Origin of the sequence: Psychroserpens damuponensis (assembly GCF_000826655.1) — a bacterium.
GTDB classification, from domain to species: Bacteria; Bacteroidota; Bacteroidia; order Flavobacteriales; family Flavobacteriaceae; genus Psychroserpens; species Psychroserpens damuponensis.
Window position 1 is genome coordinate 222345 of record NZ_JXJO01000004.1, and the last position, 26650, is coordinate 248994.

Annotated in this window: 28 protein-coding genes; 17 read left to right on the plus strand and 11 right to left on the minus strand. The window is 33.0% G+C overall.

What is annotated here, in order from left to right; genetic code table 11:
* Positions 1–7: 7 nt before the first annotated feature.
* The 3 genes from cydB to TD29_RS03405 all read right to left on the minus strand — a co-directional run bounded on the left by cydB (position 8) and on the right by TD29_RS03405 (position 4911).
* Positions 8–1084: a cytochrome d ubiquinol oxidase subunit II gene (gene cydB / locus TD29_RS03395; RefSeq protein WP_040278894.1), complete on the minus strand. Its 1077-nt coding sequence runs from the start codon at positions 1082–1084 to the stop codon at positions 8–10.
* 2 nt (positions 1085–1086) lie between these two features.
* Complete coding sequence (locus tag TD29_RS03400) at positions 1087–2418, minus strand: cytochrome ubiquinol oxidase subunit I (protein ID WP_040278895.1); 1332 nt, start codon at positions 2416–2418, stop codon at positions 1087–1089.
* A gap of 210 nt (positions 2419–2628) precedes the next feature.
* Positions 2629–4911 (minus strand): transglycosylase domain-containing protein, encoded by a 2283-nt coding sequence (locus TD29_RS03405; protein ID WP_241485200.1) that lies wholly within the window; start codon positions 4909–4911, stop codon positions 2629–2631.
* A 256-nt stretch (positions 4912–5167) separates the two neighbouring features.
* Here TD29_RS03405 and msrB point away from each other — a divergent pair, with 256 nt between their 5' ends.
* Positions 5168–5638 (plus strand): peptide-methionine (R)-S-oxide reductase MsrB, encoded by a 471-nt coding sequence (msrB, locus tag TD29_RS03410; protein WP_040278897.1) that lies wholly within the window; start codon positions 5168–5170, stop codon positions 5636–5638.
* Positions 5628–6170: a peptide-methionine (S)-S-oxide reductase MsrA gene (gene msrA / locus TD29_RS03415; RefSeq protein WP_040278898.1), complete on the plus strand. Its 543-nt coding sequence runs from the start codon at positions 5628–5630 to the stop codon at positions 6168–6170. The genes msrB and msrA overlap by 11 nt, the downstream gene beginning before the upstream one ends.
* Before the next feature lie 81 nt (positions 6171–6251).
* Here the strand turns inward: msrA and TD29_RS03420 are convergent, their stop codons facing one another.
* The 5 genes from TD29_RS03420 to TD29_RS03440 form a co-directional block, all read right to left on the minus strand.
* The gene (locus TD29_RS03420) at positions 6252–8639 is read right to left on the minus strand and encodes a protein-disulfide reductase DsbD family protein (protein WP_040278899.1); all 2388 of its coding nucleotides are present in this window, start codon (positions 8637–8639) and stop codon (positions 6252–6254) included.
* Positions 8640–8799: 160 nt separating this feature from the next.
* Positions 8800–9198, minus strand: a complete 399-nt coding sequence (locus tag TD29_RS03425; RefSeq protein ID WP_040278900.1) for a rhodanese-like domain-containing protein — start codon at positions 9196–9198, stop codon at positions 8800–8802.
* A 12-nt stretch (positions 9199–9210) separates the two neighbouring features.
* Positions 9211–9525 (minus strand): rhodanese-like domain-containing protein, encoded by a 315-nt coding sequence (locus TD29_RS03430; RefSeq protein ID WP_040278901.1) that lies wholly within the window; start codon positions 9523–9525, stop codon positions 9211–9213.
* A 120-nt stretch (positions 9526–9645) separates the two neighbouring features.
* A complete protein-coding gene (locus tag TD29_RS03435; RefSeq protein WP_040278902.1) occupies positions 9646–10254 on the minus strand; it encodes a thioredoxin family protein in 609 nt (202 codons plus the stop codon).
* Between the two features lie 9 nt (positions 10255–10263).
* On the minus strand, positions 10264–10788 hold the full coding sequence (locus TD29_RS03440) for a redoxin domain-containing protein (protein ID WP_040278903.1): 525 nt from the start codon (positions 10786–10788) through the stop codon (positions 10264–10266).
* A 102-nt stretch (positions 10789–10890) separates the two neighbouring features.
* Between TD29_RS03440 and TD29_RS03445 the strand changes: the two genes are divergently transcribed.
* The 13 genes from TD29_RS03445 to TD29_RS03500 all read left to right on the plus strand — a co-directional run bounded on the left by TD29_RS03445 (position 10891) and on the right by TD29_RS03500 (position 20789).
* Entirely contained in the window at positions 10891–11343 is a 453-nt protein-coding gene (locus TD29_RS03445) for a MarR family winged helix-turn-helix transcriptional regulator (RefSeq protein WP_040278905.1), read from the plus strand.
* Positions 11344–11370: 27 nt separating this feature from the next.
* Positions 11371–11943, plus strand: coding sequence for a YceI family protein (locus tag TD29_RS03450; protein WP_040278906.1), 573 nt, complete (start codon positions 11371–11373; stop codon positions 11941–11943).
* A gap of 297 nt (positions 11944–12240) precedes the next feature.
* Positions 12241–13641, plus strand: coding sequence for an anthranilate synthase component I family protein (locus tag TD29_RS03455; protein ID WP_040278907.1), 1401 nt, complete (start codon positions 12241–12243; stop codon positions 13639–13641).
* Complete coding sequence (locus TD29_RS03460; protein WP_040278909.1) at positions 13638–14201, plus strand: anthranilate synthase component II; 564 nt, start codon at positions 13638–13640, stop codon at positions 14199–14201. The genes TD29_RS03455 and TD29_RS03460 overlap by 4 nt, the downstream gene beginning before the upstream one ends.
* Positions 14202–14283: 82 nt before the next feature.
* A complete protein-coding gene (trpD, locus tag TD29_RS03465) occupies positions 14284–15276 on the plus strand; it encodes an anthranilate phosphoribosyltransferase (protein WP_040278910.1) in 993 nt (330 codons plus the stop codon).
* A 123-nt stretch (positions 15277–15399) separates the two neighbouring features.
* The gene (gene trpC, locus TD29_RS03470; protein ID WP_040278911.1) at positions 15400–16185 is read left to right on the plus strand and encodes an indole-3-glycerol phosphate synthase TrpC; all 786 of its coding nucleotides are present in this window, start codon (positions 15400–15402) and stop codon (positions 16183–16185) included.
* On the plus strand, positions 16182–16817 hold the full coding sequence (locus TD29_RS03475) for a phosphoribosylanthranilate isomerase (protein ID WP_040278912.1): 636 nt from the start codon (positions 16182–16184) through the stop codon (positions 16815–16817). Before trpC ends, TD29_RS03475 begins: the two co-directional genes overlap by 4 nt.
* Positions 16818–16859: 42 nt before the next feature.
* A complete protein-coding gene (gene trpB, locus TD29_RS03480) occupies positions 16860–18041 on the plus strand; it encodes a tryptophan synthase subunit beta (protein ID WP_040278913.1) in 1182 nt (393 codons plus the stop codon).
* Positions 18042–18239: 198 nt separating this feature from the next.
* The gene (gene trpA / locus TD29_RS03485) at positions 18240–19004 is read left to right on the plus strand and encodes a tryptophan synthase subunit alpha (protein ID WP_040278914.1); all 765 of its coding nucleotides are present in this window, start codon (positions 18240–18242) and stop codon (positions 19002–19004) included.
* A gap of 39 nt (positions 19005–19043) precedes the next feature.
* Positions 19044–19430, plus strand: coding sequence for a DUF805 domain-containing protein (locus TD29_RS03490; RefSeq protein ID WP_040278916.1), 387 nt, complete (start codon positions 19044–19046; stop codon positions 19428–19430).
* Between the two features lie 113 nt (positions 19431–19543).
* Positions 19544–19951, plus strand: coding sequence for a DUF805 domain-containing protein (locus tag TD29_RS03495; protein ID WP_040278917.1), 408 nt, complete (start codon positions 19544–19546; stop codon positions 19949–19951).
* A 175-nt stretch (positions 19952–20126) separates the two neighbouring features.
* Positions 20127–20273 carry a hypothetical protein gene (locus TD29_RS18675; protein WP_162835816.1) on the plus strand — a complete coding sequence of 49 codons (147 nt, stop codon included), beginning with the start codon at positions 20127–20129 and terminating at the stop codon, positions 20271–20273.
* 63 nt (positions 20274–20336) lie between these two features.
* On the plus strand, positions 20337–20789 hold the full coding sequence (locus TD29_RS03500; RefSeq protein WP_040278920.1) for a tRNA (cytidine(34)-2'-O)-methyltransferase: 453 nt from the start codon (positions 20337–20339) through the stop codon (positions 20787–20789).
* Between the two features lies 1 nt (position 20790).
* Here the strand turns inward: TD29_RS03500 and TD29_RS03505 are convergent, their stop codons facing one another.
* Genes TD29_RS03505 through TD29_RS03515 form a run of 3 tightly spaced genes read right to left on the minus strand, consistent with a single transcriptional unit; the run spans position 20791 to position 22550 of the window.
* Positions 20791–21015: a VF530 family protein gene (locus tag TD29_RS03505; protein WP_040278921.1), complete on the minus strand. Its 225-nt coding sequence runs from the start codon at positions 21013–21015 to the stop codon at positions 20791–20793.
* Positions 21016–21231, minus strand: a complete 216-nt coding sequence (locus TD29_RS03510; RefSeq protein ID WP_040278922.1) for a DUF6500 family protein — start codon at positions 21229–21231, stop codon at positions 21016–21018. It lies immediately after the preceding gene.
* Positions 21232–21233: 2 nt separating this feature from the next.
* Positions 21234–22550 (minus strand): DEAD/DEAH box helicase, encoded by a 1317-nt coding sequence (locus TD29_RS03515; protein WP_040278923.1) that lies wholly within the window; start codon positions 22548–22550, stop codon positions 21234–21236.
* Positions 22551–22805: 255 nt separating this feature from the next.
* Here TD29_RS03515 and TD29_RS03520 point away from each other — a divergent pair, with 255 nt between their 5' ends.
* Positions 22806–24458 (plus strand): serine hydrolase domain-containing protein, encoded by a 1653-nt coding sequence (locus TD29_RS03520; RefSeq protein WP_040278924.1) that lies wholly within the window; start codon positions 22806–22808, stop codon positions 24456–24458.
* Between the two features lie 239 nt (positions 24459–24697).
* The gene (locus TD29_RS03525) at positions 24698–26539 is read left to right on the plus strand and encodes a PLP-dependent aminotransferase family protein (protein ID WP_040278926.1); all 1842 of its coding nucleotides are present in this window, start codon (positions 24698–24700) and stop codon (positions 26537–26539) included.
* Positions 26540–26650: the final 111 nt, after the last annotated feature.

The window sequence follows — 26650 nt, forward strand, 5'->3', positions numbered from 1 at the left end:
TAATTCTCTAATGCTCACCATAACCGACATCATCCATTTTACCGTTAAAAACTTTATACTGAATAAACATATAAATAGCCACTAAAACGGCTGCAATAGCAAACCAGTAAACACCAACAGATAAACCATATGCATCTGCTGCAACGTTATACAAGGTGAGGTCTGGGTTGATGTCATTTGTTGAAGGCAGTACCTTCGGAAAAATAGATGCTACAGTAGATGCTAATCCGCCTCCCAAAAATAGAGAAGAAAACAAAAAACCTTTGCCATGTTTTTTAAAGGTTTTCACTTTAAACAATCCAAATAATCCTATAAATGTAAGAATTGGAAAAATAAACAACCAAGGATATTTTATAAAATTATGAAAAGGTTTAGGCTCAATGATATGCCACACTAAAAGCGAAACAACCACTAAAGCTAAGAGTACAAAATTGAGGTTAAAAACTACTTTTTTAAGCTTTTCATTAATATCTGCATTGGTTTTAAAAATAATCCAATTAGCTCCATGTATGGCAAGCGCTACTACGCCAATGATACCTAATAGTAAGGTAAACCAATCTATGATCCCTAATTGTTCTGCTTGCGGACTAAAACTTGGGTTCCAAAGTGGTAGGAAGAAATAATGTGCTTCATGTGTTGATACACCGTCAACTACACCTCCTAAATTAACACCACGAACTACGTTACCAAGTGCCACACCAAAAAAGAGCGCTAAGAGTAAACTAGAAATTCCGAAGGCTTTATCCCAAATACTTTCCCACATTTTGTTATGGATTTGTCCGCGCAATTCTAAACCAATCGCTCTAAAAATAAGCAACCAAAGAATCATAATTAATGGCAAATAAAAACCACTAAAAGACGAAGCATATAAGGTTGGAAATGCAAAAAACAACACACCACCTGAGGCTATTAGCCATACCTCATTAGCGTCCCAAAACGGACCAATAGCATTGGTGATTGCTTTTTTATCTTTTTCTTTTTTCGCAAAGAATAAATGAATAATTCCTGCTCCAAAATCATAACCATCTAAAATTACATAAACAGCTAACATTGTCATTAAAACGATATACCAAAATAATTCCATAATTAGTGTTGATTAAGTTCTGGACCTTTATTAATAATTTTTCCTGCTAACATTAAAAATAGTAATCCTAACAATAAGTATAAACCAATAAAACCTAGTAATGTAAACAAGGTATTACCAGAAGAAACTGTTGGTGAAGCACCATCTGCAGTACGTAATAAATTGTAAACCAACCAAGGTTGCCTTCCTAATTCTGCAGTATACCAACCGGTTGTATTTGCGATGTATGGAAACGGTAACATAAACATAAGCGACCATAAAATCCATTTTGTTTTATATAGTTTTTTACGGAATAACTGTACCGTTGCCAATAGCATTAAGCCAATAAAAATAGTCCCCAAACCAACCATGATATGATACGAATAATACAATCCTGGCACATTAGTAGGGTGCACACTTTCATCAAATTCATTTAGTCCTTTAATTTGCGCATCCCAATCTTGATAGGTTAAAAAACTTAATATGTTTGGAACCGCTATTTTGTTATCTAACTTTTTTTCTAGCATATTAGGTTGCCCAATTAAAACAATTTCAGATCCACCATCTTCGGTTTCAAAAATCCCTTCCATAGCTGCAAAAGTTGCTGGTTGATATTTTACTACATTTTTAGCCACTAAATCACCTGTAGGAAAAGCCACTAATAAGCTAGAAATTAATCCGAAGACAACACCAGTTTTTACAAAGAGTTTACCAAATTCATTGTGTTTATTGTTCAATAAGTAAAATGCACCAATGGCAGCAACAACAAAAGAAGATGTAACTAAAGAAGCTGCTTGATTGTGTAAATAAGAAGGCAATAGCCAAGGGTTTGAAAATAAAGCACCAAAGTTATTTAATACAAATTTTCCGTTTTCTAAAATCTCATAACCTACAGGATATTGCATCCAAGAATGTGTTGCTATAATTAAATAACCACTAGCCCAAGAGCCCAAAAAGACGAGAAAACCAGTAAGAAAATGCAGTTTATGTCCCAATAGCTTTTCACCAAAGAGAAAGAGGCCTAAAAAGGAAGATTCTAAAAAGAAGGAAAACATACCTTCCATGGCTAGCGTTTGGCCAATAATACCACCTGTAAGTTCAGAAAATTTTGCCCAATTGGTACCAAATTGAAATTCCATTGGAATACCAGTTACTACTCCCATGGCAAAATTAAGCGCAAAAATTTTCATCCAGAATTTCGCAGCATCGTTATATTTTTCCAATTTAGAATATAAAAATTTGCCTTTAAAATAGACTATCAATAACGATAATCCCATGGTTAATTGCGGAAATAAATAGTGAAATGTAATAGTAAATGCAAACTGCATTCTATCATAAAAGAGCATGTCTTCCATATCCTGAATTTTAGACTATAAAAATACGACACAATCGTTAATTTTCGTCTAATATTCAACATAAAAAAGAGCCTAAATAAGACTCTTTTATATTCATGAAATTACTTATTTTAAAATGGTACCCAAAAACTTATTTTTAACTAATTTTTTCAATTAAACAAATCAACTTTAATGGTTTAAACTGCAAACAAACACCATTAACCCGCTCAACTATTCATTATCATCCTTTTTCTCCTTCTTCTTTAAAAACCCAAACAACCCTTTCTTTTTCTTTTTGTCTTTTTCTTCGGAAGCAGTATCAAATTCTCGCTCTTTTTGGTCTTTTTTGAAAAGACGTTTTAGGAAACCGTCACGCTTTTCGGTCTCACAAGCTAGCGCATTTTTTATAGCTTCGGAAGGCGGTTCAAACCGAGCTTTTGTAATTGAGTTAAACTCTGGGTCTCTATTCATTTGCTGTAAAAACAAAGCTACAATTGGTAATGCCGAATTTGCACCTTGACCAATACCTGTATTACTAAATCCAATACGATGATCGTCATTTCCAACCCAAGATAGCATCACTAACTTTGGACTAATCCCTAAAAACCAACCGTCTTTATTGTTTTGCGTGGTTCCTGTTTTTCCGGCTAAATCGTTTTTAAGTCCGTATTTAGAACGCATTCTCACTGCAGTTCCAGAATTAATGGTTGATTTCATCATTTCTACCATGAGTTGTTGTGTATCGTTAGAAAACACTTCAGGAGAAGCCTCAATTACTTCGCGTTCATAGATTATAGTCCCAAATTTATCTTCAATTTTTGTAATATAAAAAGGTTGAGACACACGACCTTCATTAGCAAAACTTGTATAAGCTCTAATAAGTTCAAGCATTGATATTTCCGCAGTACCTAAAGCTAAAGATGGTACTTCTGGCAAATCTGCAGTAATTCCCATTTTTTTAGCTTGATCAATTACAGTATGAATTCCCACATCTTCGAGTACTTTAACTGCAATGGTATTGATAGATTCACTCAACGCTTTTTCTATTGAATAGTTGAGATGTCTATCTGTTTCTTGTTTTCCGCCATTTGTAGGAGTCCAATTTTTTTGATTAGTATAGGTCACTTCTTTTACCGAATAATACGAACATGGTTCCACGCCATTCTCTAAAGCCGTTGCATACACAATAGGTTTAAATGTAGAACCTACTTGACGTTTGGCTACTGATACATGATCAAATTTAAAATGTTCAAAATCAATACCACCAACATAGGCTTTAATAGCACCTGTTTGAGGTTCTACAGCAACAAAACCTGTATTTAAAAACTTTATAGCATGCTTTAAACTGTCTAGAATTGAACCTTCTAAAACATCAGTTTCATCCCAAGAAAACCCTGTATACTTAGTTTTAACATTCAAACTATCTAAAATAGCTTCATCTGATAGTTTTTGTTTTTTAAGCTTTTTATAAAGTGGTAAATTTTTTATTTCCTTTTCAATTAATGCGTTGTTTTTTAACCAAGGTGCATTTTTGCCATAGGCATTTTCAAATTGTTTCTGTAACGTTTTCATATGTTGCTGCATAGCATGTTCTGCATAGCGTTGCATATTAATATCTAAGGTGGTATGAATTTTCAATCCGTCTTTATATAAATCAAACTCAGTATCATTTGTAGTATTTAAACTATCAAGTAATGTTTTAACCTCTAACCTGATTTTTTCTCTAAAATAGGGAGCAACGCCATCTGTATGATTAAATTTTTGGTATTTGGTTTCAAGTGGCTCTGCATTGGTTTTCTTTTTTAAAGTGTCATCTATATACTGAGCTTTAACCATTTGCTGTAAAACAACATCACGACGTAATTGGCTTCGCTCTGGAAACAATCTTGGGTTATAACCATGAGGTGCTTTTAAAGTTCCAACTAAAGTTGCCGATTCTGAAAGATTCAACTCGCTTGTTTTTTTACTAAAAAAACGTTGTGATGCGCTTTCTATTCCGAAGACATTTTCACTAAATGGCACTGTATTTAAGTATAAAGCAATGATATCTTGTTTTGAATACATACTCTCAAAACGTCTCGCTAAAAGCATTTCCTTAACTTTATTAACTGGCATGGTAAACCAACCATGACGTTCTCTACCGTATATGTTTTTTGCCAATTGCTGGCTAATTGTACTTCCTCCACCAGACGACGTATCTTGCATTAAAATAGATTTAAAGAATACGCGTAATAAACTCATATAGTCTACACCTCCATGTTCATAGAAACGAGAATCTTCGGTAGCAACAAGCGCGTCTACCAAATGTTTTGGCAATTCATTGTACGACACAACTTGTCTATCAAAAATGAAATATTTTCCAAGAAGTTCACTATCAACATCTAATAACAACGACGCTTCGGCTTGTTTAATATCTTTTAAATCTGCTTTAGTTGGGAGTTTACCCCAAAGTCCAATATAAACCGAAAACCAGAATAGCACTAACAATAGGAGTCCTGCTAAAGCGGCTTTCATTAGTCGTTTAAGCCACTTCGACTTGAAAGTAAATGTCATAAATAAAATATAATAGTTGGTTGTGATTAATATACGTACAAACTCATAAAACAGACGTTAAATTAAGAAATTAATAGTCTATGTATGGTATTTATCATGTAACTTTATAATGCAAGATTTTACAAAGAATTGAATTTTGCTTAGAAAATTTAAACTGTAAGAAATTCGTTTAGTTTTCGACTTATACAATCAATAAAAACAGAAAGAACCATACAGTATGTTAACTTGGAAAGATATTATAAAGTACTCCGTAAATGGAAACCCAACTCCAAACCGTAGAGTTGAAAAAACCGAAGCAGAATGGCGTCAACAATTAACACTAGAGCAATATAGAATCACACGTCAAAAAGGCACTGAACGTCCACATAGTGGAGCACTTTGTAGTATTTATGACGAAGGACAATATAACTGCATATGCTGTGACACACCTTTGTTTGATTCTACTATAAAATTTGAATCTGGATCTGGTTGGCCTAGCTTTACACAACCTATCACACCTAATGCCATTAAATATCATAAAGATTCGTCTTTTGGTATGGTTCGCGTTGAAGTTATGTGTAACACTTGTGATGGACATTTAGGCCATGTATTTCCTGATGGACCAGCACCAAGCGGATTACGTTATTGTATAAATTCAGAATCTATGCAATTAGATTCTAAAATAGAGGAGCATAATAATGACAAGTAAAAAAATAGAACAATTAACCGTAGGATGTGGTTGTTTTTGGTGTATTGAAACCATATACAATGAAATTAAAGGCGTAGAAAAAGTCGTCTCTGGCTATAGTGGCGGAACTGTTCCAGGCAAACCAACGTATAGAGAGATTTGCTCTGGACTAACTGGTCATGCCGAAGTGGTTCAAGTCACCTATGACGCTAATATCATTTCATTTGAAGATTTGCTAGTCATTTTTATGACAAGCCATGACCCAACAACATTAAATCGTCAAGGAGCTGATATAGGAACACAGTATCGCTCGGTGATATTTTATCATAATGATGCCCAAAAGAATATTGCAGAAGCTGTTGTAAAAAAAGTTTCGCCTTACTTTGAAAATCCTATTGTGACAGAAATTAGTAAATTAGGAGAGTTTTTTGAAGCCGAAGCAGAACATCAAGATTTTTACAATAGTAATCAAAGACAAGATTATTGCACCATTGTAATTGACCCTAAACTAGCAAAACTTAGAGCAATGCATGCAGATAAATTGAAAAACTAAAAAGTATAGTTTTCTTTATATTAAAAATGGCAATCTAAAATTAGATTGCCATTTTTTTATACATTCAATAGTAAAAAAGAATTACTCAAACTTACCAATACCATCCTCTAGCCATTCAAAATACACATCAGCATCTGGAGTGTAGGCTACAGGTGTATTTAGATTGTTTTCATCATGATCCATCAACACATAATAAGGTTGCGTGTTGGTTTTGTATTTTATGGTTTGAAGCTCACTCCATTTTTGTCCAATATATTTGAGTTTTTTTCCTGGTTTGAGTTGTGAATCTACAATTTCATCATCGTCTAATTTTCGCTTATCATCAACATATAATGAAATTAAAACCACATCATTTTTAAGTTTCTCTAATACTTTAGGTTCTACCCAAACGTTTTGTTCCATTTTACGACAATTTACGCAAGCCCAACCTGTAAAATCTATCATCACTGGTTTTCCTACAGTTTTAGCGTAAGCCAAACCTTTATCATAATCGTTAAATGCTAAGATATCATGAGGCGCTAATAAATGTCCACCATCTGGCAAATCACCATGATCTGACAAACTTGTACTTGCTCCACCTCGAGAATTACCAACTCCATAAGGTGACTCACTATAATCTAAAGGTGGTGGAAAGGCACTAATTAAATTTAATGGTGCTCCCCAAAGTCCTGGTATCATATACACTGTAAAGGACAATGTCAATAATCCTAAAAGTAATCGTCCTACGGAAATGTGCTTCAACGGAGAATCGTGTGGTAGTTGGATTTTTCCGAAGAGATACAACGTCAAGGCTCCAAAAATAGCAATCCAAATACCAATAAACACTTCTCTTTCTAAGATGTGCCATTGCGAAACCAAATCTGCATTAGATAAGAATTTAAATGCTAGAGCCAATTCTAAAAATCCTAAAACGACTTTTACTGTATTGAGCCAACCACCAGATTTTGGCAGTGAATTTAACCAACCTGGAAAAGCTGCAAACAAAGCAAATGGTAATGCTATTGCTAATGAAAATCCTAACATCCCAACAATTGGGCCTACTTGACTTCCTCCAGCCGCTGCTTCAACGAGTAAGGTTCCAACAATTGGTCCTGTACAAGAAAATGACACAATTGCCAAAGCCAATGCCATGAAGAAAATACCAATAAGTCCGCCTCTATCGGCTTGAGAATCTACTTTATTTGCCCAAGAATTAGGCAACATAATTTCAAATGCTCCCAAGAATGAAATTGCAAATATCATTAATAAGGCAAAGAATATAAGGTTAAACCAAACATTGGTAGATAGTGCATTTAAAGCGTCTGCTCCAAAAATTAAACTCACAACTACACCTAATAACACATAGATTACAATAATTGATAAACCGTAAATAATGGCATTTCTAATGCCTGCTGCTTTTGATTTACTTTGCTTGGTAAAAAAGCTTACTGTCATAGGAATCATTGGAAATACACAAGGTGTTAACAATGCTGCAAAACCTGAGAAAAAAGCTATAATAAAAATAGACCATAAACTCTTACTGTCGCCTTCATTTTGAGTAGAACCAGCTTGCATACCTTGCTTTGCTGCAACACTTTTAGTTACATCAAAGTCTAAATCTATATAACTAGGCGTTAAACATTTTTCGTCGTCACAAGCCATAAAGCCAACTTCAGCTTTTATGTTTTTTATGTCTTTGTTTGAGAGTTTTATGTGCTGTCTAAACTCTGCGGTATGTTCAAAATATTTGACTTCCATCTCAAAGACTTTGTCTTGAACAGTAACGCCTTTATCTTCAATAGTTTTTCCAACAAGTTCTACACCTTCATCTAAAGTGTAGTCAAAAGTAGTTGGTATTGGTCCTCCATCAGGAACTGTTTGGGAATATAAATGCCAATGCTCATCAATGGTTGCTGTTGACACTAAAACATACTCTGTATCTGAAATTTTTTCTACGGAAGCTTTCCATTTTACAGGTTCTAAAATTCCAGAAGTAGCATTTGAATTTGCATTAAAAGAAACTGCAGAATCTTCTGAAGGTTGTAGTGTAAATTTTAAATCTACATAATCTGGAGGTAAACACTTCTCATCGTCACAAGCCATGTACTCGACTTCACCTTCAACAATAGATAATTCTTGATTTAAAACCTTAATACGTTGTCTAAATTCAGCTTTATCACCAAAATACTTAATACGCATTTGAAAAATTGGATCGTCAACGGTATGACCTTCTTCTTCCTTGGTACTTCCTACCAATTCATAATCTCCATGTGCTTTATAAAGAAAGGTTGTTGGAATAGGACCATCATCTGGTACGGTTTGAGAATATAAGTGCCAACCACTATCAATTGTAGCTGTAGAAATTAAATCATATTCGGTATCTGAAATTTTTTCAATAGATGTTTCCCATGTAACAGGTTCTAATACTTGAGCGTTTGTAGAAATAGAAAAAACAAGTAAACCACAAAGTGCGATAATTAAATTTTTCATTTAGAATAATTAGGTTAGAAGATGCTAATTTATGAAAAACTAAAGGATTTTACGGTAGTATTTAACGTCATTCTAACACGGCTCATAGACTTAACATATAGACCTAAAAAAACCGAACATATTGTTCGGTTTTTATTAGTTTTAATTGTTTGCTTAAATACTATTCAATCGTTTTAATTTCATTACCATCAAATTGCCATTTTGCAATTCCGCCTTCTAAATCATAAACTTTTTTAAAGCCAGCCTCTTTAAGTTTTTTAGAACATTTTCCACTTCGTCCACCAGACTTACAATATACCATGATAGGTTTTGTTTTGTCTAGCTTAGTCAATTCCTCATCAAATGTAGGCGACATATAATCTATATTTTGTGAATGTTCTATATAACCAGTTTCATATTCTTCTGCTGTTCTTACATCTACCAATTGTATATCTTCTAGTTCTAACAGTTCTTGCATTTCTTCAGTAGAAACCATGATAACTTCATTTTCTGTTTTTTCTTCGCAACTCCATGCAAACGCAAAAAGCACAAAGCAATAAATTATTAATTTATTTTTCATTTTAATTGATTTTTAAATTGAAGCTACTTCACCTGTCCATTCCATGAAGCCTCCAATAAGATTATAAGTATTTTTAAACCCTAACTGATTCATAACATTACACGCTTGAGCACTGCGTCCTCCAGATCTACAATACACATAATACGTTTTAGATTTATCAAGTTCTTCAAGCTCATAAATAAATCCTTGACCTTTATAAATATCAATAGCAATTGCATTTGGTATGATACCTTCTGCTACTTCTTCTGGTGTTCTCACATCTAAAACAACTGCATTATCATCTGCATTTAATTTAGAAGTCCATTCGTTTTGTGTTAAATCTGCCATAGTTTTTTATACATCAATAATCATGCAAATTTAACGTTTCGTTAGGATATTTTTACATAAAGACGAAAAAAAATCCGAAGTGTTACACTCCGGATTGTTAAAATTAATATTTATAATCGGTTATACCTTAATAGAACAACCAATAGCTCTGGTTTTTGTTTCTGGCACTTCTTTACCGTCTAGCAAAGCATTTACAGCATCTTCAACATAAGTTTTGTTAACGGCATTTGCATCTTGATAATTATCATCAATAGCACCAATGTATTTTACTTGCGGTCCTTTTTTAGTATTTTCTAAAACATAAACATGTGGTGTTTTTGTTGCACCATATTGCGGATAGATTTTTTGCCCCTTATCCATTAAATAAGGAAACGTAAATCCTTTCGCTTTAGCTCTAGCTTGCATAGACTCCATATTATCACCTGGTTTCACATCGGTATTGTTAGGCATAATTGCAATTACAGGATAGCCTTTATCTGCAAATTTCTTATTCAAAGCCTCTACTCTATCTTCATAAGCTACGGCATAAGGACATGTGTTACATGTAAAAATGACAATAAATCCTTTGGCATCTTTATAATCTGCCATGGAGACCATTTTACCATCTATATTTTCTAATTTAAAATCTGTTGCAATATCTCCAACATCATAACCAGGACTAACAGTTGTAAATGCAAAAGTAGAGATAACCACAACTAAAGCTAAAAACGCTTTTAATGTATTTTTCATAATCAATGTTTATTTTAAAAATTGTTTTACTTCAGTTTCTAAAGCTTTATAATCAAAAGAGCGCTCGTAAAATTTACTCTTATCTTTATTATATATTACGGTTGCTGGTATGGCACCACTCCAATCTTTATTCACCTTAGGAATCCAAGTATTAGAATCTACATCGTCTAAAACCACAACTTCACTTTGTAATCCTTTTTTAGCTAAAAATGGGACTAGTTTTGATTCTATTTGCTTCGGAAAGTCTAAACTCACCAAAATAACCTCAACATTTTTATTAGAGTAATTAGCGTTTAACGCCTCAAAATATGGTAATTCTTTTACACAAGGCGCACACCATGTTGCCCAAAAATTTATAACGTATGTTTTATTATCATCTTTAGTTTTTAAGTAGGCTTCCAATTCATTATAATTATAAACCTTTAAAGGTCTTTTAACAGATTCTATTGTAGTGTCTTCTGAAATTTTAACTGTTGACATCCCATTTCCGTAGAAAAAAAATGTAGTAGCTAAGATTATAAATAAATACTTCATACTATAAAGTTAAAAATCAAAAAACGCATCCCATTAAATTTAACAAAACATTAATTTACTCTATCGATATTAACGCTACATTTGTATATACAATAATTGTATATGAAAGAATTAAATTTAAAATTAAAAACAACTGCCAATTTACCCTTATCTAGGCAAACTGTTATCAATTTATTTTTGACCAATACAGTTGTAAAAACTGAAATGCTAAGTGTATTAAAACCTCATGACTTATCAATTGAGCAATTTAATGTTTTACGAATTTTGAGAGGTCAAAAAGGCAATCCTTTAAACCTGCAAGACATCCAAGAACGTATGGTTAATAAAATGAGTAATACAACTCGTCTCATAGACAAACTAATTTTAAAGGACTTTGTAAAGCGTACTGAGTGTAAAAATAATAGACGTAAAATTGAAATTTACATTACAGCAACAGGTCTAAACAAATTACTAGAATTGGATACAATTGTTAATGAAACTGAAGAGAAAGTAACTTCAAAATTGACAATTAAAGAATTAGAAGAATTAAATAGATTATTACATAAAATTCAATAAAACAAAAACAAATTTAAACACAAATCAATGAAAAAGAATATCTTAAAATCAGCTTTTATCGTAGTATTAGCATTATCATTTGCATCATTTACAACTATTTTTAAAAAAGAAATTAAAGTAAAAGAGTCTACGATAACCTGGAAAGGTCATAAAGTAACAGGTTCACACCAAGGAACAATTAATTTAAGTCAAGGCGTTTTACTTTTTGAAAATGATTACTTAAGTGGTGGTAATTTTACTATAGACATGGCTTCAATCTCAGTAACAGATTTAGAAGCTGGCAAAGGAAAAGAGAAACTAGAAGGTCACTTAAAATCAGACGATTTTTTTGGTACAAGTAAATACGGTACAGCTACCTTAACTATTACAGATGTAAATGGAACAGGTGGAAATTATACAGTTACTGGAGATTTAATGATAAAAGGTAAAACAAACCCTGTTACTTTTAATATGATGATTAATAATAACTCAGCAACGGCAAATATAAAAGTAGATAGAACTAAATACGATATTAAATATGGTTCTGCTAGCTTTTTTGATGGGCTAAAAGACAAAGCTATTTATGATGAGTTTGATTTAAATGTAGCATTAAAATTCTAAGACACACTTAAAATCAATAGCTTACAATAAGTTAAAGGTTTCTATAATAATAGGAATCTTTTTCTTTTTTACTCAAATATATTTGAAAACTAAAAATTGATACTTATATTTGAAAATTATTACAAACATGAACACAAATTTAAATCATACTTGGTGGTGGAATTCTAGAAACGAAAACGTCGTGAACTAACCCTATAGGTATATTTAAAATAACATATCAAAAAGGCTTGTCTATCACGACAAGCCTTTTTTCATTTTTAAACAGTACTACAATTGTACTGAAACAAATTAGCATACATGAAAACATTTAGTTTATATACACATTACAAAAAAATATTAGCAGACACCATTACACCTGTGAGTATTTACTTAAAAATAAGAGATAAATTCTCAAATAGTATACTATTAGAGAGTAGTGATTATCATGCCAACGATAATAGTTTTTCTTATATATGTTTTAATCCTATCGCGTCAATTAAAGTGGCTAATGATGTTATAGAACAGCATTATCCTGATGGAAGCTCAAAAACTAACAACGCTTTAAATATTTCGGTTACTGAAGAAATCCACAAGTTTACTAAGCGATTTAAAGTCAATTCTGATGAAGAGTTTAAGTTCATTAATAACGGTATTTTTGGTTATACAGCTTATGATGCTGTTAAATATTTTGAAGATATTGAGATTAGCAAAAAACCAGATTCATTAGAAATTCCTGATATTTACTATGCGGTTTATCAAAATATCATTGCCATAAATCACTTTAAAAACGAAGCCTATGTTTTTGCACATTGTTTTGAAGCCGAAAACAATATTGATGAAGTTTTACAACTTATAGGTTCAAAGAATTTTGCGTCTTATAATTTCAAAACAGACTCCAATATCACATCAAATCTTACAGATGATGAATATAAAGCACAAGTAGATTTAGCAAAAACACATTGCGCAAGAGGCGATGTGTTTCAATTGGTACTTTCAAAAAAATTCTCTCAAGCCTTTAAAGGTGATGAATTTAACGTATATCGAGCATTGCGAAGTATAAATCCATCACCTTACCTTTTTTATTTTGACTACGGAAATTTTAAAATTTTTGGTAGCTCGCCAGAGGCACAACTTGTCGTTAATAATCAACAAGCAGAAATTCATCCTATTGCAGGTACGTTTAAAAGAACAGGAAACGATGAAGAAGATCAAAAATTAGCAAAAGAATTAGCTGAAGATATCAAAGAAAATTCAGAACATGTTATGTTAGTTGATTTAGCTAGAAACGACCTAAGTCGTCATGGAAGTGAAGTTAAAGTAGAAACATATAGAGAAGCGCAGTTTTTCTCTCACGTTATACATTTAGTGAGCAAAGTAACCGGTAAAGTGCATGACAACACAGCAACCATGCAAGTTGTTGCAGACACTTTTCCGGCAGGAACTTTAAGTGGAGCACCAAAACATAAAGCAATGCAATTGATTGAAAAATATGAAAAAACTAGCAGAGCTTTTTATGGAGGCGCCATTGGTTTCATGGATTTTAACGGCAATTATAATCACGCCATTATGATACGAACTTTTATGAGTAAAAACCATCATTTACATTGGCAAGCAGGCGCAGGACTGGTATCAAAGTCTGTACCCGAAAATGAATTACAAGAAGTCTATAATAAATTAGGAGCGTTAACAAAAGCAATTGAAATGGCTGAAGAAATATGAAAGTATTAGTAATAGATAACTACGACAGTTTTACATACAACTTGGTGCACTATTTAGAAGACCTAAACTGTGACGTAATAGTAAAACGAAACGACAAGCTTACGCTTGAAGAGGTTGACAATTTTCAAAAAATTGTTTTATCTCCAGGACCTGGAATACCTGATGAAGCAGGATTATTAAAAACCATCATAAAAACTTATGCACCTACCAAAAGTATTTTAGGTGTCTGTCTTGGTCAACAAGCCATTGGCGAAGTTTTTGGAGGCTCGCTTATAAATTTGAACGATGTTTATCATGGTGTAGCAACTCACGTAAAAATTACAGTTGATGATGAAGTGCTATTCAAAAACATGGATAAATCTATAGAAGTAGGTAGATACCACTCTTGGGTTGTAAACCCTAATTTACCAGATGAACTAGAAGTTACATCGGTTGATAGTAACGGACAAATAATGTCATTACGTCATAAAATTTACGATGTTAAAGGCGTACAATACCATCCAGAAAGCGTGCTAACTCCACATGGAAAACAAATTTTAGAGAACTGGGTGAATAGTTAGCACTGTCATTACGTAATTGACGCGGAATCCTTTCTAAATTGAAGATGAATTAAAACGATTCCCACTGTCGTGGGAAAAACATATGAAAAACATACTAAATAGATTAATAAACCACGAAAGCATTTCTAGTACAGAAGCTAAAAATGTGTTGGTTAAAATTTCCGAAGGAAAATACAATCAAAGTCAAATCGCTTCTTTTCTCACAATTTATATGATGAGAAGTATCACTCTAGAAGAGTTACAAGGGTTTAGAGATGCCCTATTAGAATTGTGTATTCCTGTAGACTTATCAGAGTTTAATGCCATCGATTTATGTGGTACTGGTGGTGATGGTAAAGACACATTTAATATCTCAACCATTGCGTCTTTTATTACTGCAGGTGCAGGAGTTAAAGTTGCCAAACATGGCAATTATGGTGTATCATCTGCTTCGGGATCGTCAAACGTTATGGAAGCTTTAGGGATTCATTTTTCTAATAAATCAGATTTTTTAAAATACTCCATAGACCAAGCTGGCATATGTGTTTTGCATGCTCCTTTATTTCATCCAGCTATGAAAAATGTAGCTCCAATTCGTAAGGATCTAGGCGTAAAAACATTTTTTAACATGTTGGGACCAATGGTAAATCCATCGTTCCCAAAAAATCAAATGGTTGGTGTGTTTAATCTAGAATTACAACGTATTTACGGATATCTTTACCAAAACACAGATAAAAATTATAGCATCGTACATGCACTCGATGGTTATGATGAAATTTCCCTTACCGGAAATGCGAAGATTATATCAAATACATCTGAAAGCATGTTAAGCCCATCAGATTTAGGATTAAAGCCAATAGAACAATCTGAAATATTTGGTGGTTCCTCTGTAAAAGCGGCTGCCAAAATTTTTAAGAATATTATCAATTGCAAAGGAACAGAAGCTCAAAACAATGTGGTTTGTGCCAATGCAGGTTTAGCTATTGCAACCGTTAAAGGGATTTCACTTCAAGAAGGCTTTTATTTAGCACAAGACAGTTTAGGCAGTGGTAGAGCAAAAGCTAGTCTCGATAGACTAGTTGAATTGAGTAGATAACCTGATGCTAAACCAATTTATTCATGACTATCTATTTCTAAATTAAGATGTTTATGAATTTTCGATTTTAGCTTGACAACCAATAAAAACCTGTTACACAATCAGGTCAACGAAAACCACAAGATGGATATATTACAAAAAATAGTAAACGACAAACGCATAGAAGTTAACCTTCGTAAGCAACTCATTCCTATAAAACAACTAGAGCAATCTATCCTATTTGAAAGAGATACGTTTTCGTTATCCGAAAAACTAAAAGTAAGCACTACAGGAATCATTGCAGAACACAAAAGACGATCGCCTTCAAAACAAGTTATTAATCATGATTTAAATGTTTTTGATGTTGCCAAAGGTTATGAAAGTGCAGGTGTTTGTGGAATGTCTGTATTGACAGATGGTAAATATTTTGGAGGTAGTCTAGACGATTTACTCACAGCAAGAGCAAGTTGTAATTTACCTCTATTAAGAAAAGAGTTTATTATTGACGAGTATCAAATTATAGAAGCCAAAGCATATGGAGCCGATGTCATTTTACTCATTGCAGCAATTTTAACAAAAGCTGAAATTAAACAGTTTTCTGAACTCGCTAAAACACTACATTTAGATGTTTTACTAGAAGTGCACAATGAAAAAGAACTGCATAAATCTTTAATGCCAAGTCTAGATATGTTAGGCGTTAATAATAGAAATTTAAAAACATTTACAGTTAGTCTAGAAATCAGCAAGCAATTAAGTGAATTGATTCCAAACGATTTTGTAAAAGTATCTGAAAGCGGTATAAGTAATATTAACGCTATAAAAACTTTACAACCTTATGGCTACAAAGGGTTTTTAATAGGAGAGAATTTTATGAAAACTGATAATGCAGGAGACAGTGCTAAACAATTTATTAAAGACTTACAATCATGAAAATAAAAGTCTGCGGAATGAAAAATGAAAGCAACATCTTAGATGTTTCACAATTACATCCAGATTTTATGGGTTTCATTTTTTACAAAAAATCACCACGTTATTTTAATGGTACCATTCCTAAGTTATCAAAAGACATTCAAAAAATTGGTGTTTTTGTAAATGAAACCTATGATTATATCAAAGGAATCGTCAACAAACATAACTTACAAGGCGTACAATTACATGGTAATGAATCTCCAGAATTATGTAAACAACTACAAGACCTAAATTGTATAGTTATAAAAGTATTTTCTATTAAAGACACTTTTGACTTTAAAAGCTTAGAACCTTATGAGAATGTTTGCGATTACTATTTGTTTGATACCAAAGGAAAGCAACCTGGAGGAAATGGCTATACGTTTGATTGGAGTGTTTTAAAAAATTACACCTCTATAAAACCCTATTTTTTAAGTGGCGGAATTGGGCTAAATGAAACACATCAAATCGCTACATTTTTAAAAAGACCCGAAGCTATATTTTGCCATGCAATAGATGTAAATAGCAAATTTGAAAACAACCAAGGGTTAAAAATTGTAGATAAATTAGAAACGTTTAAAAATGTAATTCAGAGCAACGTAAAAAATCTTTAATAGAGATGCAAGTTTAGCGCTGCATGACAAAAACATATAATAATGACATACAACATCAACGACGAAGGCTATTATGGAGAATTTGGAGGTGCATACATCCCAGAAATGCTCTATCCAAACGTAGAAGAGTTACGACAAAACTACCTCAAAATAATGGCAGAACCTTCTTTCAAAGAAGAATTTGACCAATTATTAAAAGATTATGTTGGTCGCCCTTCTCCACTCTATTTTGCCAAGCGATTAAGCGAAAAGTATACTACAAAAATCTATCTCAAACGTGAAGATTTAAATCATACTGGCGCACATAAAGTGAACAATACTATCGGCCAAATTTTAATGGCAAAACGCTTAGGCAAAACAAGAATTATTGCCGAAACTGGAGCAGGACAACATGGTGTAGCAACGGCAACTGTTTGTGCTTTAATGGGCATTAAATGCATTGTTTATATGGGAGAAATTGATATTACTCGCCAGGCACCAAACGTAGCTCGCATGAAAATGTTAGGAGCCGAAGTAAGACCAGCACTATCTGGAAGTCGCACGCTTAAAGATGCCACCAATGAAGCCATTCGCGACTGGATAAACAATCCTGTAGACACACATTATATTATTGGTAGCGTAGTTGGTCCTCATCCTTATCCAGATATGGTGGCGCGTTTTCAGGCTATAGTTTCCAAAGAAATTCAATGGCAACTAAAAGATAAAGAAGGGACTACAAAACCAAATTACGTCATTGCTTGCGTTGGTGGAGGCAGTAATGCTGCTGGTGCTTATTACCATTATTTAGACGATACAGATGTTAAACTCATTGCGGTTGAAGCTGCAGGTAAAGGCATTCATTCTGGTGAAAGCGCTGCGACGTCTGTTTTAGGTCGCGAAGGTATTATTCATGGTAGTAAAACCTTACTAATGCAAACTAACGACGGGCAAATTACCGAGCCTTACTCCATTTCGGCAGGTTTAGATTATCCTGGTGTTGGGCCAATGCATGCACATTTGTACAAATCTGGTCGTGCTGAATTTATCTCGATTACAGATGATCAAGCCATGACTGCTGGTTTAGAATTAAGTCAGTTAGAAGGTATCATTCCTGCCATTGAAAGCTCTCACGCCTTTGCTGTTTTTGAACAGAAAACATTTAAACCAGATGATATTGTCGTGATTAATTTATCAGGTCGAGGTGATAAAGATTTACAAAATTATATTGAACATTTCAAATTGTAGAATTATGGCGTTACCACAAGGGTCAGGCTTTCGGCTATATCTTTTTTGCTTTTAATGGCAAAAAAGGATGCCGCCTCAATCCTTAACGCAAAACCGAACTAAATTTCGTCATGCTGAACTTGCTTCAGCATCTCACAAGAAATAAAAACAATAATAATGTGACCCTCAAATAAATTCAGGGTGACGACTCAAGTAAACATGAACAGAATAAATCAAAAACTAAAAGAAGACAAAAAACTTCTATCTATTTACTTTTCCGCAGGATATCCAAACCTCAACGATACAGTATCTATCATTGAAAACTTAGAAAAAAGTGATATTGACATGATAGAAATAGGATTACCGTTTAGTGATCCATTAGCAGATGGACCAACTATACAAGCAAGTTCTACACAAGCTTTAAAAAATGGAATGACCACTGATATTCTTTTTAGTCAATTAAAAGACATTCGAAAAACGGTTTCTATACCATTAATAATTATGGGCTATTTTAACCCTATACTGCAATATGGTGTCGAGGCATTCTGTAAAAAATGCCAAGAGATTGGTATCGACGGACTCATAATACCTGATTTACCTGTAGATGTTTATAATGAGCAGTATAAATCCATTTTTCAGAAATATGGCTTAATAAATGTGTTTTTAATTACACCTCAAACATCTATGGAGCGTATTAGGTTTATTGATTCTATTTCCGAAGGATTTATATATATGGTAAGTAGCGCTAGTGTGACAGGAGGTCGCTCTGGTTTTGGAGATGAGCAAACGTCATACTTTAAACGCATTGCTGATATGAATCTTAAAAACCCGCAAATCGTAGGTTTTGGTATTTCTACCAATGAAACATTTAAGCAAGCAACGCAATATGCAAAAGGCGCTATTATTGGAAGTGCATTTATTAAACATTTAGACAAAAACCGTTTATCTAAAATTTCAGAATTTACAACTTCAATATTGAATTAAATTCTATATTTGGAAATAACTAACCAATAAATTAAGAATATGAAATGGTATTTAAAAGTCGTAAGAGATAATTACGCAAACTTTAATGGAAGAGCAAGACGTAAGGAGTACTGGATGTTTGTTCTGTTTAATATGATTTTCGCTTATGGTGGAATGATAATTTTAGGATTATTAGCTGCTGCTTTAGAAAGTCCGTTTATTTTGTTAATCGTTTATATCTATCTTTTTGCTGTTATGATTCCTTCAATTGCAGTTGCAGTGAGAAGAATGCATGATGTTGGAAAAAGTGGATGGTATATATTAATTCCTATTTACAGTCTTATTCTTGTTTTAACTGAAGGTGATAAAGGAACTAACCAATATGGTCCTGATCCAAAATCGGCAGATAATGAAGAAATTAACACAATAGGTACTAAAGAAATTTAATAATTTCTCTGTATTATAAATAAGAACCTACTTCAAAAGAGTAGGTTTTTTTTATTCAAAAAAATGAACTACTATTAAATATATGTTTGATATTTATAATCTAAAATTTATATATGTATTGGTATTTACAAGTGATTAGATATAATTATGCCAATTTCTCAGGACGTGCAAGACGTAAAGAGTACTGGATGTTTGTTTTAATTCAGCTTATCATAGTTATATTAGTAATAATGTATCAATCTTTTGTTGACGATTTATTTGATACACCAATTGTAGGCACACTCTTGGGTATTTATATTTTGGCAACATTAATTCCGTGGCTAGCTCTCAATGTTAGACGAATGCATGATATTGGCAAAAGTGGTGGTTACGTATTTATTAATTTAATTCCGGTCATTGGTCGCATTTGGTATATAATTCTTGTAGCTACCGAAGGAGAATTTGGTGCTAATAATTATGGGCCAGATCCAAAATTAGATTATTCTGATGATATCGATGACATAGGTAGGATAGACGAATAACAATGCCCTTGACTACTACCAATTCCTATTAATTTTTATAAAAGCCTTAAAATCCACACGTTAAACTTTAGGTTTTAACAAAACTTAACAACATAAACTCAAGTTTTAAGAGAATTTAAACAGCCCTTTTCAGTCTTATGTATTATATTAAGAATGAATCAAAAAAAAGAAAGACATGGGAATTATTAAAGACAATAAAAAATTTAAAAGAACAACAACGCAATCTACTCCAACCAATCCTGAAGGCGTAGCTAAGAAAACAAATACTAAAGATTTTAAAATCGATAGTACAACCATAAAAGAGCAGCAAAATAAGAGTTAATCTTTTTTGCCCTCAACACAGTAAAAGCCTAAATTATTAATTAATTTAGGCTTTTATTATTTTATGGCATTAAACATCGTTTTATTTGAACCCGAAATTCCAAACAATACGGGTAATATTGGTAGGCTAGCTCTAGCATCTGGCTCTAAATTGCACTTAGTAAAACCCTTCGGTTTTGAAATAAGTGATAGTCGGCTAAAACGTGCTGGATTAGATTATTGGCAGCATTTAGATGTTATGATCTATGAATCTATTGAGGCCTTTTTCAGTATAAACACAAATAAACATTTCGCTTTTTTTTCTAGTCACGGGACGCAATCACATTGGGATATTCCATTTAAAGACGACATGTTTTTAATCTTCGGAAAAGAATCGGCTGGTTTACCAAAATCTATAGTTGAAAATCAAACAGAACAGCTCTACAAAATCCCTTTATATAGCAAACATATTAGAAGTTTGAACTTAGCAAATGCTGTTAGCATTGTCATATATGAAGGATTGAGACAATTACAATAAGTTAACGTTTATTTTTGAGCATATTTAAATACATATGTTCAACCTTGGTTCTCGCCCAAGGTGTGCGTCTTAAAAACTTTAAACTAGATTTCACTGAAGGATTATCGTTAAAACATCTAATATTTATGATGGTTCCCATATATTCCCAACCATAATGAGCTTCTAAATCGGTAACAATTTGCTCTAATTTAATGCCATGTAGCGGATTATTTTTTTGAGTTTCCATTTACAGTGATTCAACCATTTTCTTAATCTTTACCGCCTTTTCAAAATGATCAAGCTTATGCGTTTCAATCCACCATGTTGCCGCTTCCATCAATAGCTCTGGAGTTTCATTTTTATTTTTAAAAAACGCATAGAAAGACAAACCGACGTTATCTCCTTTTTGTGCAATCTTTTGATCACAAACAGCTATTATTTTTTGTTTTAAAACTGGAGTCATTACTAGTTACGTCTATCGTTTCGTCGTCTAGAATTACCGCTTTTATTTCGGTTGGAGCCACTTCTATTACCTCCTGAGTTTCCTCCTGAGTTTCCACTAGAATTTCTAGAATTAGAATTTCGGCTTCTATTGCCTCCACCTCTTTGTCTACCTTGGCCTTGTTTAATTGGCTCTGTAGATGCATTTGGATCTGGTTCAAAACCTTCAACAATTTCTACTTCTATTTTCTCACCAATAAGTTTTTCTATACTACGCAAATAGCTAGTTTCATCTGCACTAACCAACGACATCGCTTTACCATTAGCTCCTGCTCTACCAGTTCTACCAATACGATGAACATAATCTTCAGAAATATTAGGCAATTCAAAGTTTACAACGTGTGGCAATAACGGTATATCCAATCCACGTGCCGCAATATCTGTAGCCACCATGACTCTTACTTTTCCGCTTTTAAAACCAGCCAATGCCTTTGTTCGCGCACCTTGACTTTTATTACCATGAATAGCTGCAGCTGTAATTCCTGATGAAATAAGCTTCTTAGTTAATTTATTAGCACCATGTTTTGTTCTGGTAAAAACAAGGGCTTGTTTCCAGTTTCCTTCGGAAATGAGCTTAACCAACAACCCAGTCTTTTTTCCTTTAGCCACACGAAACACCTTTTGAGAAATAGCCTCGACTGTTGAATTATCTGGAGTTGCTTCTACTTGTACAGGATTATTTAAAATGCCGTTAGCTAATTTTCTAATATCTTTAGAGAATGTGGCAGAAAACATCAAATTTTGACGTTTCTCTGGCATCACTTTCATGACTTTTTCGATATCTCTAAGAAAACCCATATCTAACATGCGATCTGCTTCATCTAAAATAAATACTTCAACGCGTTTAAGAGAAAGTAAATTTTGACTGTGTAAATCTAATAATCGTCCAGGTGTTGCAACCAAAACATCTACGCCACGACGAATGGCAGCTGCTTGTGGCTTTTGATTTACACCTCCAAAAATTACGGTACTTCTAATATCTAAAAACTCGCTGTACTCCAAAACACTTTGATGTACTTGCGCTGCAAGTTCTCGTGTTGGTGTTAAAATTAAAGCACGAATTGGTCTAAATTTTGCTTTAGGGTTTTCAGATAAATAATGTAATAATGGCAACGTAAAACCTGCTGTTTTACCAGTTCCTGTTTGAGCCGAAGCCAATACATCGCGTCCTTCTAAAACTGGAGGAATTGCTTTTTCTTGAATTGGACTTGGTGTAGTGTATCCTTTTTTACTAATAGCTTTTAGTAAAGGCTCAGATAAGCCTAAAGATTGAAATGACATATATGTATTTTGGTCAAATTAGTGTTTAAATGACCTTCTGTGTAATAAGCGTCATTTTCTGTTGTGCGCAAATGTAAGGCTATTTTAGGCGAAAGCAGTATTTAGGTTGATATTCTCGAAAAAACAACAGAACTTTATCTCATAGCAAGCAGTGATTATTTCAAATAACAATAATTTAGCATATTAACCTTGATTAAAACGCGATACACTGTAACGACTCCAAAAATATATGCTCTTTAAAAGAAAACCAATACCATGAATAGAATAGCATTGATTTTTACAGTATCCTCATTTTACCTTCTAGCAACTCAAGTGAACTCTCAAAATATAGAAGCTGATATTGACAAACTTTACCAAGTAGATCCTAACCAACCTGGATGTTCTATTGCAGTATATGAAGGCGATGAAATAATTGTTGAAAAACAGTATGGAAGTTCTAATCTAGATTATAATATTCCTGTGACAAGTAACACCGTTTTTGATATTGGTTCTATTGGCAAGCAGTTTACAGCTGCTGCCGTTTTATTATTGGAACATCAAGGAAAATTATCTATTAAAGATCCAGCTTATAAATACATTGAAAACCTTCCAAAGTATAAAAAAGGAAATCCAACTATTGAGCATTTGCTCAACCAAACAAGTGGTATTAAAGAAGTTGACCCTTATCTAGAAGTTTGTGATATTGATTGGAGAGATTATATAAGACCTTCAATGATGACTCATATAATCACAAACATTAATGAACTTAATTTTACACCAGGAGACTACTTTTACTACACAAATACAAACTATATTTTATTAGCTGCTATTATTGAGAAAGCCTCAGGAATGGCATATGAAGACTACGTACAAAAACACATTTTTGAGCCACTTAAAATGAATCACACCATTGTAAACACAGATGGTTATAGAACGATTGCTAATCGAGCAATTGGTTATACTGAGAGCGACAATCAGTTTTATAAAACACATCAATACGGCTTATTGTATATAGGTGATGGACAAATAGTAACGCACCCAAACGATATGTTTAAATGGCATCAAAATTTTAAAAACTCAACTATAGGAACTCCAGAAATTTGGAAAAAAATGTGCACAAAAGCGACATTAAATAACGGAACAGTTATAAATTTTGGTTTAGGAGTAGAATTTGAAACACATAATGGTTACGAAGCATTAGGGTTTGATGGTATGATTATGAGCGGTTTTGTTTCAAAATACCTTTATTTTCCAGAATTAGACCTTGGTTTTTTCACAACGCAAAACACTTTTGATTGGGATTTTAAAGATCGGTTTTATAAACTCATTGACGTATTTATACCTAAAAGAACACTAGTAGAACAACACTCGGCCACTAATAAGGCCATTAATCTCTCAACCCAACAATTACAACGATATGAAGGCTCATATATCTATTATTATAATGATGATGACCTCAAAACAAATACTATAAAAACAGAGGATCAAAAATTACAAGTGTTAACATTAGATGGCGATATAATTACAGAGCTCATACCAATAGGTGATCATAGGTTTTTGTTTGGAGAGGATGATACATCAATAGTAACGTTTAGTTTTATTGACGGTCAAAAACAATTTACATACGATGATTTAGATCATGAAAAGCCAATGCTTTTTAAAACGTTTGAACCTTACGAACATTCTGAAAAGGAATTTAAAGAATTTGAAGGACACTATTACAACAAAGCTTTTCAAATTAGCAAAACACTTAAAATAGATGATGGAACGCTTTATTTCTATTATAGACATGGTGCTTGGAAAAAAGAAGTAAGCTCTGTATCTAAAGATGTACTTGAAATATCAATAAGTCCGATTGAATTTATTAGAAATCATAACAATGAAATAGAAGGGTTTCATATTATGGGATTATTATTTGAAAAACTATGATTACGACCTCATGTTAACGTTCGCTTGCAACGAGTGCTCAGTCTAAATATAAATCTTGTTATAGTAAAACTTATATTCTTTAATAGCTAAAAACTCTAAACAACTAAAATTTCCGAAGAAAAAAATAGAAGTCCTTTTGTAATGATAAAACCAAATTTTAGACAACTGTTAAACAGAACACAAATTTGTTCTACGGCACGATAAAAAAATCTAATTAGCGTATCTTCGCAACTCAATTTATGGAAGACAAACACATGCTTAATTATATAGAAGACGTATTAAATAATATGCCAACAGATTGGTTGCGATTAACAACGCATCGACTAGATATTTACAATGAAAAATTGGCGAAAACTGAATTTCTAAATAAGTTTGAAGACTTATATAAACACAATAATTCGGCATCAACTGCTCTTAATGAATTACCAACGGCTTATGATTATATTCGATTAGGTCATCCTTTATCTTGTGTTTTAGAATGGACTATTGGTAATTTATATGATTTAAATGCTGAACATGTGATTAGTTTTGATTCTCAAACGGTTCCTGTTTTGGCGATTTTACGTCACAATCTTTTAATCAATAAAAACACACAAATTGTATATACTGGTAACTTACCAGAATGTTTTGATGCAGAAGTTTTACAACGTGTTTATGGCTATAAATTTGAGTTAAAAGCGGTAGACCATATAGACGCAATTACGCATTTTGATGGTAGTACTGTTTTTATTTCAGAGCAAAATGAAATGGGAAGTATTGCCCTAAATTCGCATGTTGACTTTTACGTAAATCTATACGCACATTTAGGAAGTGTGTTGGTTGTTAATGGTGTGAAAAATGCAAGTTACATTTCAGAAATACAACATGTACGACGACGCGAAACTATTGCTATGTCTCCTGCAAATACGCTTAACGCTTTAAAAGCTCTCGTGGCACAATTGCCAATTGAACCTAAGCGTATTGATAGCAATAATAAACCACGTGTTTTAGATTTAATAGCAAACATTACAAATACCACTTTAAAACCCTTAGTGGCTTCTAGCGGATTATCAATACAATATGCCATAATGATGGGATTAGTCAATGATGCCTTAGAAAATCATGAAGGAAAAGCTATAAAATTTATTGTACCTCCAAATTGTTATGGTGGTACAAATGACCAAGCAAGACGTGTTGCGGCTTGTATTGATAATGTAGAGGTAGTTGATTTACCTGTAGATGGTGATAATGATATGGTGAAAAGTATCCATACGGTTTTAGACAATATTGCTAAGCAAGATGCTGTGCCTTATATCATTGCAGAAATCCCTACAAACCCTAGAGTTGAAGTTCCTGATCTTATCAAATTAAAAGAAGCGTTGAGTAAAAAGCGTAAAACTGCTACTGGTGAGATGGCTATAGATCCCGTTTTTATTTTAGACCAAACTTTTTGTCCTAATGTGCACTTTTTAGGTAAAGGTGATATATTATCAACTGTGAGAACAATTTCTTATGCTAGTGGATCTAAGTTTCCTAGTGGTGGAAAATGTATTGCTGGTTATTGCGTCGGAAATGAGCAAACCTCAACACTTATGCAACACATTGAAGCTCATTTAGAACTTTGTGATAATGAAGCTACAGACCAACAATATGAAGTCTTGGCAGAGCAAATGCCTTCTATGAATGAAAGAATTGAAGCTGCCTATAAAAATACGCGTCAGTTCGTTAATTTTATTCATGAAGCATTACCGGAAGCAAAAATTAATTTTGTTTCAGATGCATTAGCAAAAGACGGATTTACACCATCAGTATTTTCATTAGGGCTTCCTACTAAAGGAGATTCAGACGAAGAGAAAGAAGCCTATAAAAGAGCTTTAAATTTAAAACTCATCAATTTGATGATAACTAAAATTCCCGATGAAAGTAAATTTTGTGTGAGCTACGGACAATTAAAAGGTTGCTATTGGACAATACCAGCTACATCAACACAAGGCACCACTAAAGAAGGCGATAAAGATTATATTGTACGTGCATCGTTGTCACCAAATTTAGATCTTGCATTACATAAAAAAGTCTTTTTAGAATTTGTTGAAAGTATTTAATATGCTATAAAATTGTTAAGCAGTTTTAAGTTAAAAAACTAAAGTCGTGTTAAAAGTTTTCTCATTTCTAACCGATTGGTTAGTTTTGTATGGTAATTAAAATTGTTTTCG

Coding starts and splice junctions, on each gene's coding strand:
- TD29_RS03500 (WP_040278920.1), top strand. CDS start 20,337: ATGGCATTAAACATCGTTTTATTTGAACCCGAAATTCCAAACAATACG.
- TD29_RS03515 (WP_040278923.1), bottom strand. CDS start 22,550: ATGTCATTTCAATCTTTAGGCTTATCTGAGCCTTTACTAAAAGCTATT.
- TD29_RS03455 (WP_040278907.1), top strand. CDS start 12,241: ATGAAAACATTTAGTTTATATACACATTACAAAAAAATATTAGCAGAC.
- TD29_RS03510 (WP_040278922.1), bottom strand. CDS start 21,231: ATGACTCCAGTTTTAAAACAAAAAATAATAGCTGTTTGTGATCAAAAG.
- TD29_RS03495 (WP_040278917.1), top strand. CDS start 19,544: ATGTATTGGTATTTACAAGTGATTAGATATAATTATGCCAATTTCTCA.
- TD29_RS03405 (WP_241485200.1), bottom strand. CDS start 4,911: ATGAAAGCCGCTTTAGCAGGACTCCTATTGTTAGTGCTATTCTGGTTT.
- TD29_RS03435 (WP_040278902.1), bottom strand. CDS start 10,254: ATGAAAAATACATTAAAAGCGTTTTTAGCTTTAGTTGTGGTTATCTCT.
- TD29_RS03430 (WP_040278901.1), bottom strand. CDS start 9,525: ATGGCAGATTTAACACAAAACGAATGGACTTCTAAATTAAATGCAGAT.
- TD29_RS03505 (WP_040278921.1), bottom strand. CDS start 21,015: ATGGAAACTCAAAAAAATAATCCGCTACATGGCATTAAATTAGAGCAA.
- trpC (WP_040278911.1), top strand. CDS start 15,400: ATGGATATATTACAAAAAATAGTAAACGACAAACGCATAGAAGTTAAC.
- trpA (WP_040278914.1), top strand. CDS start 18,240: ATGAACAGAATAAATCAAAAACTAAAAGAAGACAAAAAACTTCTATCT.
- trpD (WP_040278910.1), top strand. CDS start 14,284: ATGAAAAACATACTAAATAGATTAATAAACCACGAAAGCATTTCTAGT.
- TD29_RS03425 (WP_040278900.1), bottom strand. CDS start 9,198: ATGAAAAATAAATTAATAATTTATTGCTTTGTGCTTTTTGCGTTTGCA.
- TD29_RS03460 (WP_040278909.1), top strand. CDS start 13,638: ATGAAAGTATTAGTAATAGATAACTACGACAGTTTTACATACAACTTG.
- msrB (WP_040278897.1), top strand. CDS start 5,168: ATGTTAACTTGGAAAGATATTATAAAGTACTCCGTAAATGGAAACCCA.
- TD29_RS03490 (WP_040278916.1), top strand. CDS start 19,044: ATGAAATGGTATTTAAAAGTCGTAAGAGATAATTACGCAAACTTTAAT.
- trpB (WP_040278913.1), top strand. CDS start 16,860: ATGACATACAACATCAACGACGAAGGCTATTATGGAGAATTTGGAGGT.
- TD29_RS03525 (WP_040278926.1), top strand. CDS start 24,698: ATGGAAGACAAACACATGCTTAATTATATAGAAGACGTATTAAATAAT.
- TD29_RS03450 (WP_040278906.1), top strand. CDS start 11,371: ATGAAAAAGAATATCTTAAAATCAGCTTTTATCGTAGTATTAGCATTA.
- TD29_RS03400 (WP_040278895.1), bottom strand. CDS start 2,418: ATGGAAGACATGCTCTTTTATGATAGAATGCAGTTTGCATTTACTATT.
- TD29_RS03445 (WP_040278905.1), top strand. CDS start 10,891: ATGAAAGAATTAAATTTAAAATTAAAAACAACTGCCAATTTACCCTTA.
- TD29_RS03520 (WP_040278924.1), top strand. CDS start 22,806: ATGAATAGAATAGCATTGATTTTTACAGTATCCTCATTTTACCTTCTA.
- TD29_RS03440 (WP_040278903.1), bottom strand. CDS start 10,788: ATGAAGTATTTATTTATAATCTTAGCTACTACATTTTTTTTCTACGGA.
- msrA (WP_040278898.1), top strand. CDS start 5,628: ATGACAAGTAAAAAAATAGAACAATTAACCGTAGGATGTGGTTGTTTT.
- TD29_RS03420 (WP_040278899.1), bottom strand. CDS start 8,639: ATGAAAAATTTAATTATCGCACTTTGTGGTTTACTTGTTTTTTCTATT.
- cydB (WP_040278894.1), bottom strand. CDS start 1,084: ATGGAATTATTTTGGTATATCGTTTTAATGACAATGTTAGCTGTTTAT.
- TD29_RS03475 (WP_040278912.1), top strand. CDS start 16,182: ATGAAAATAAAAGTCTGCGGAATGAAAAATGAAAGCAACATCTTAGAT.
- TD29_RS18675 (WP_162835816.1), top strand. CDS start 20,127: ATGGGAATTATTAAAGACAATAAAAAATTTAAAAGAACAACAACGCAA.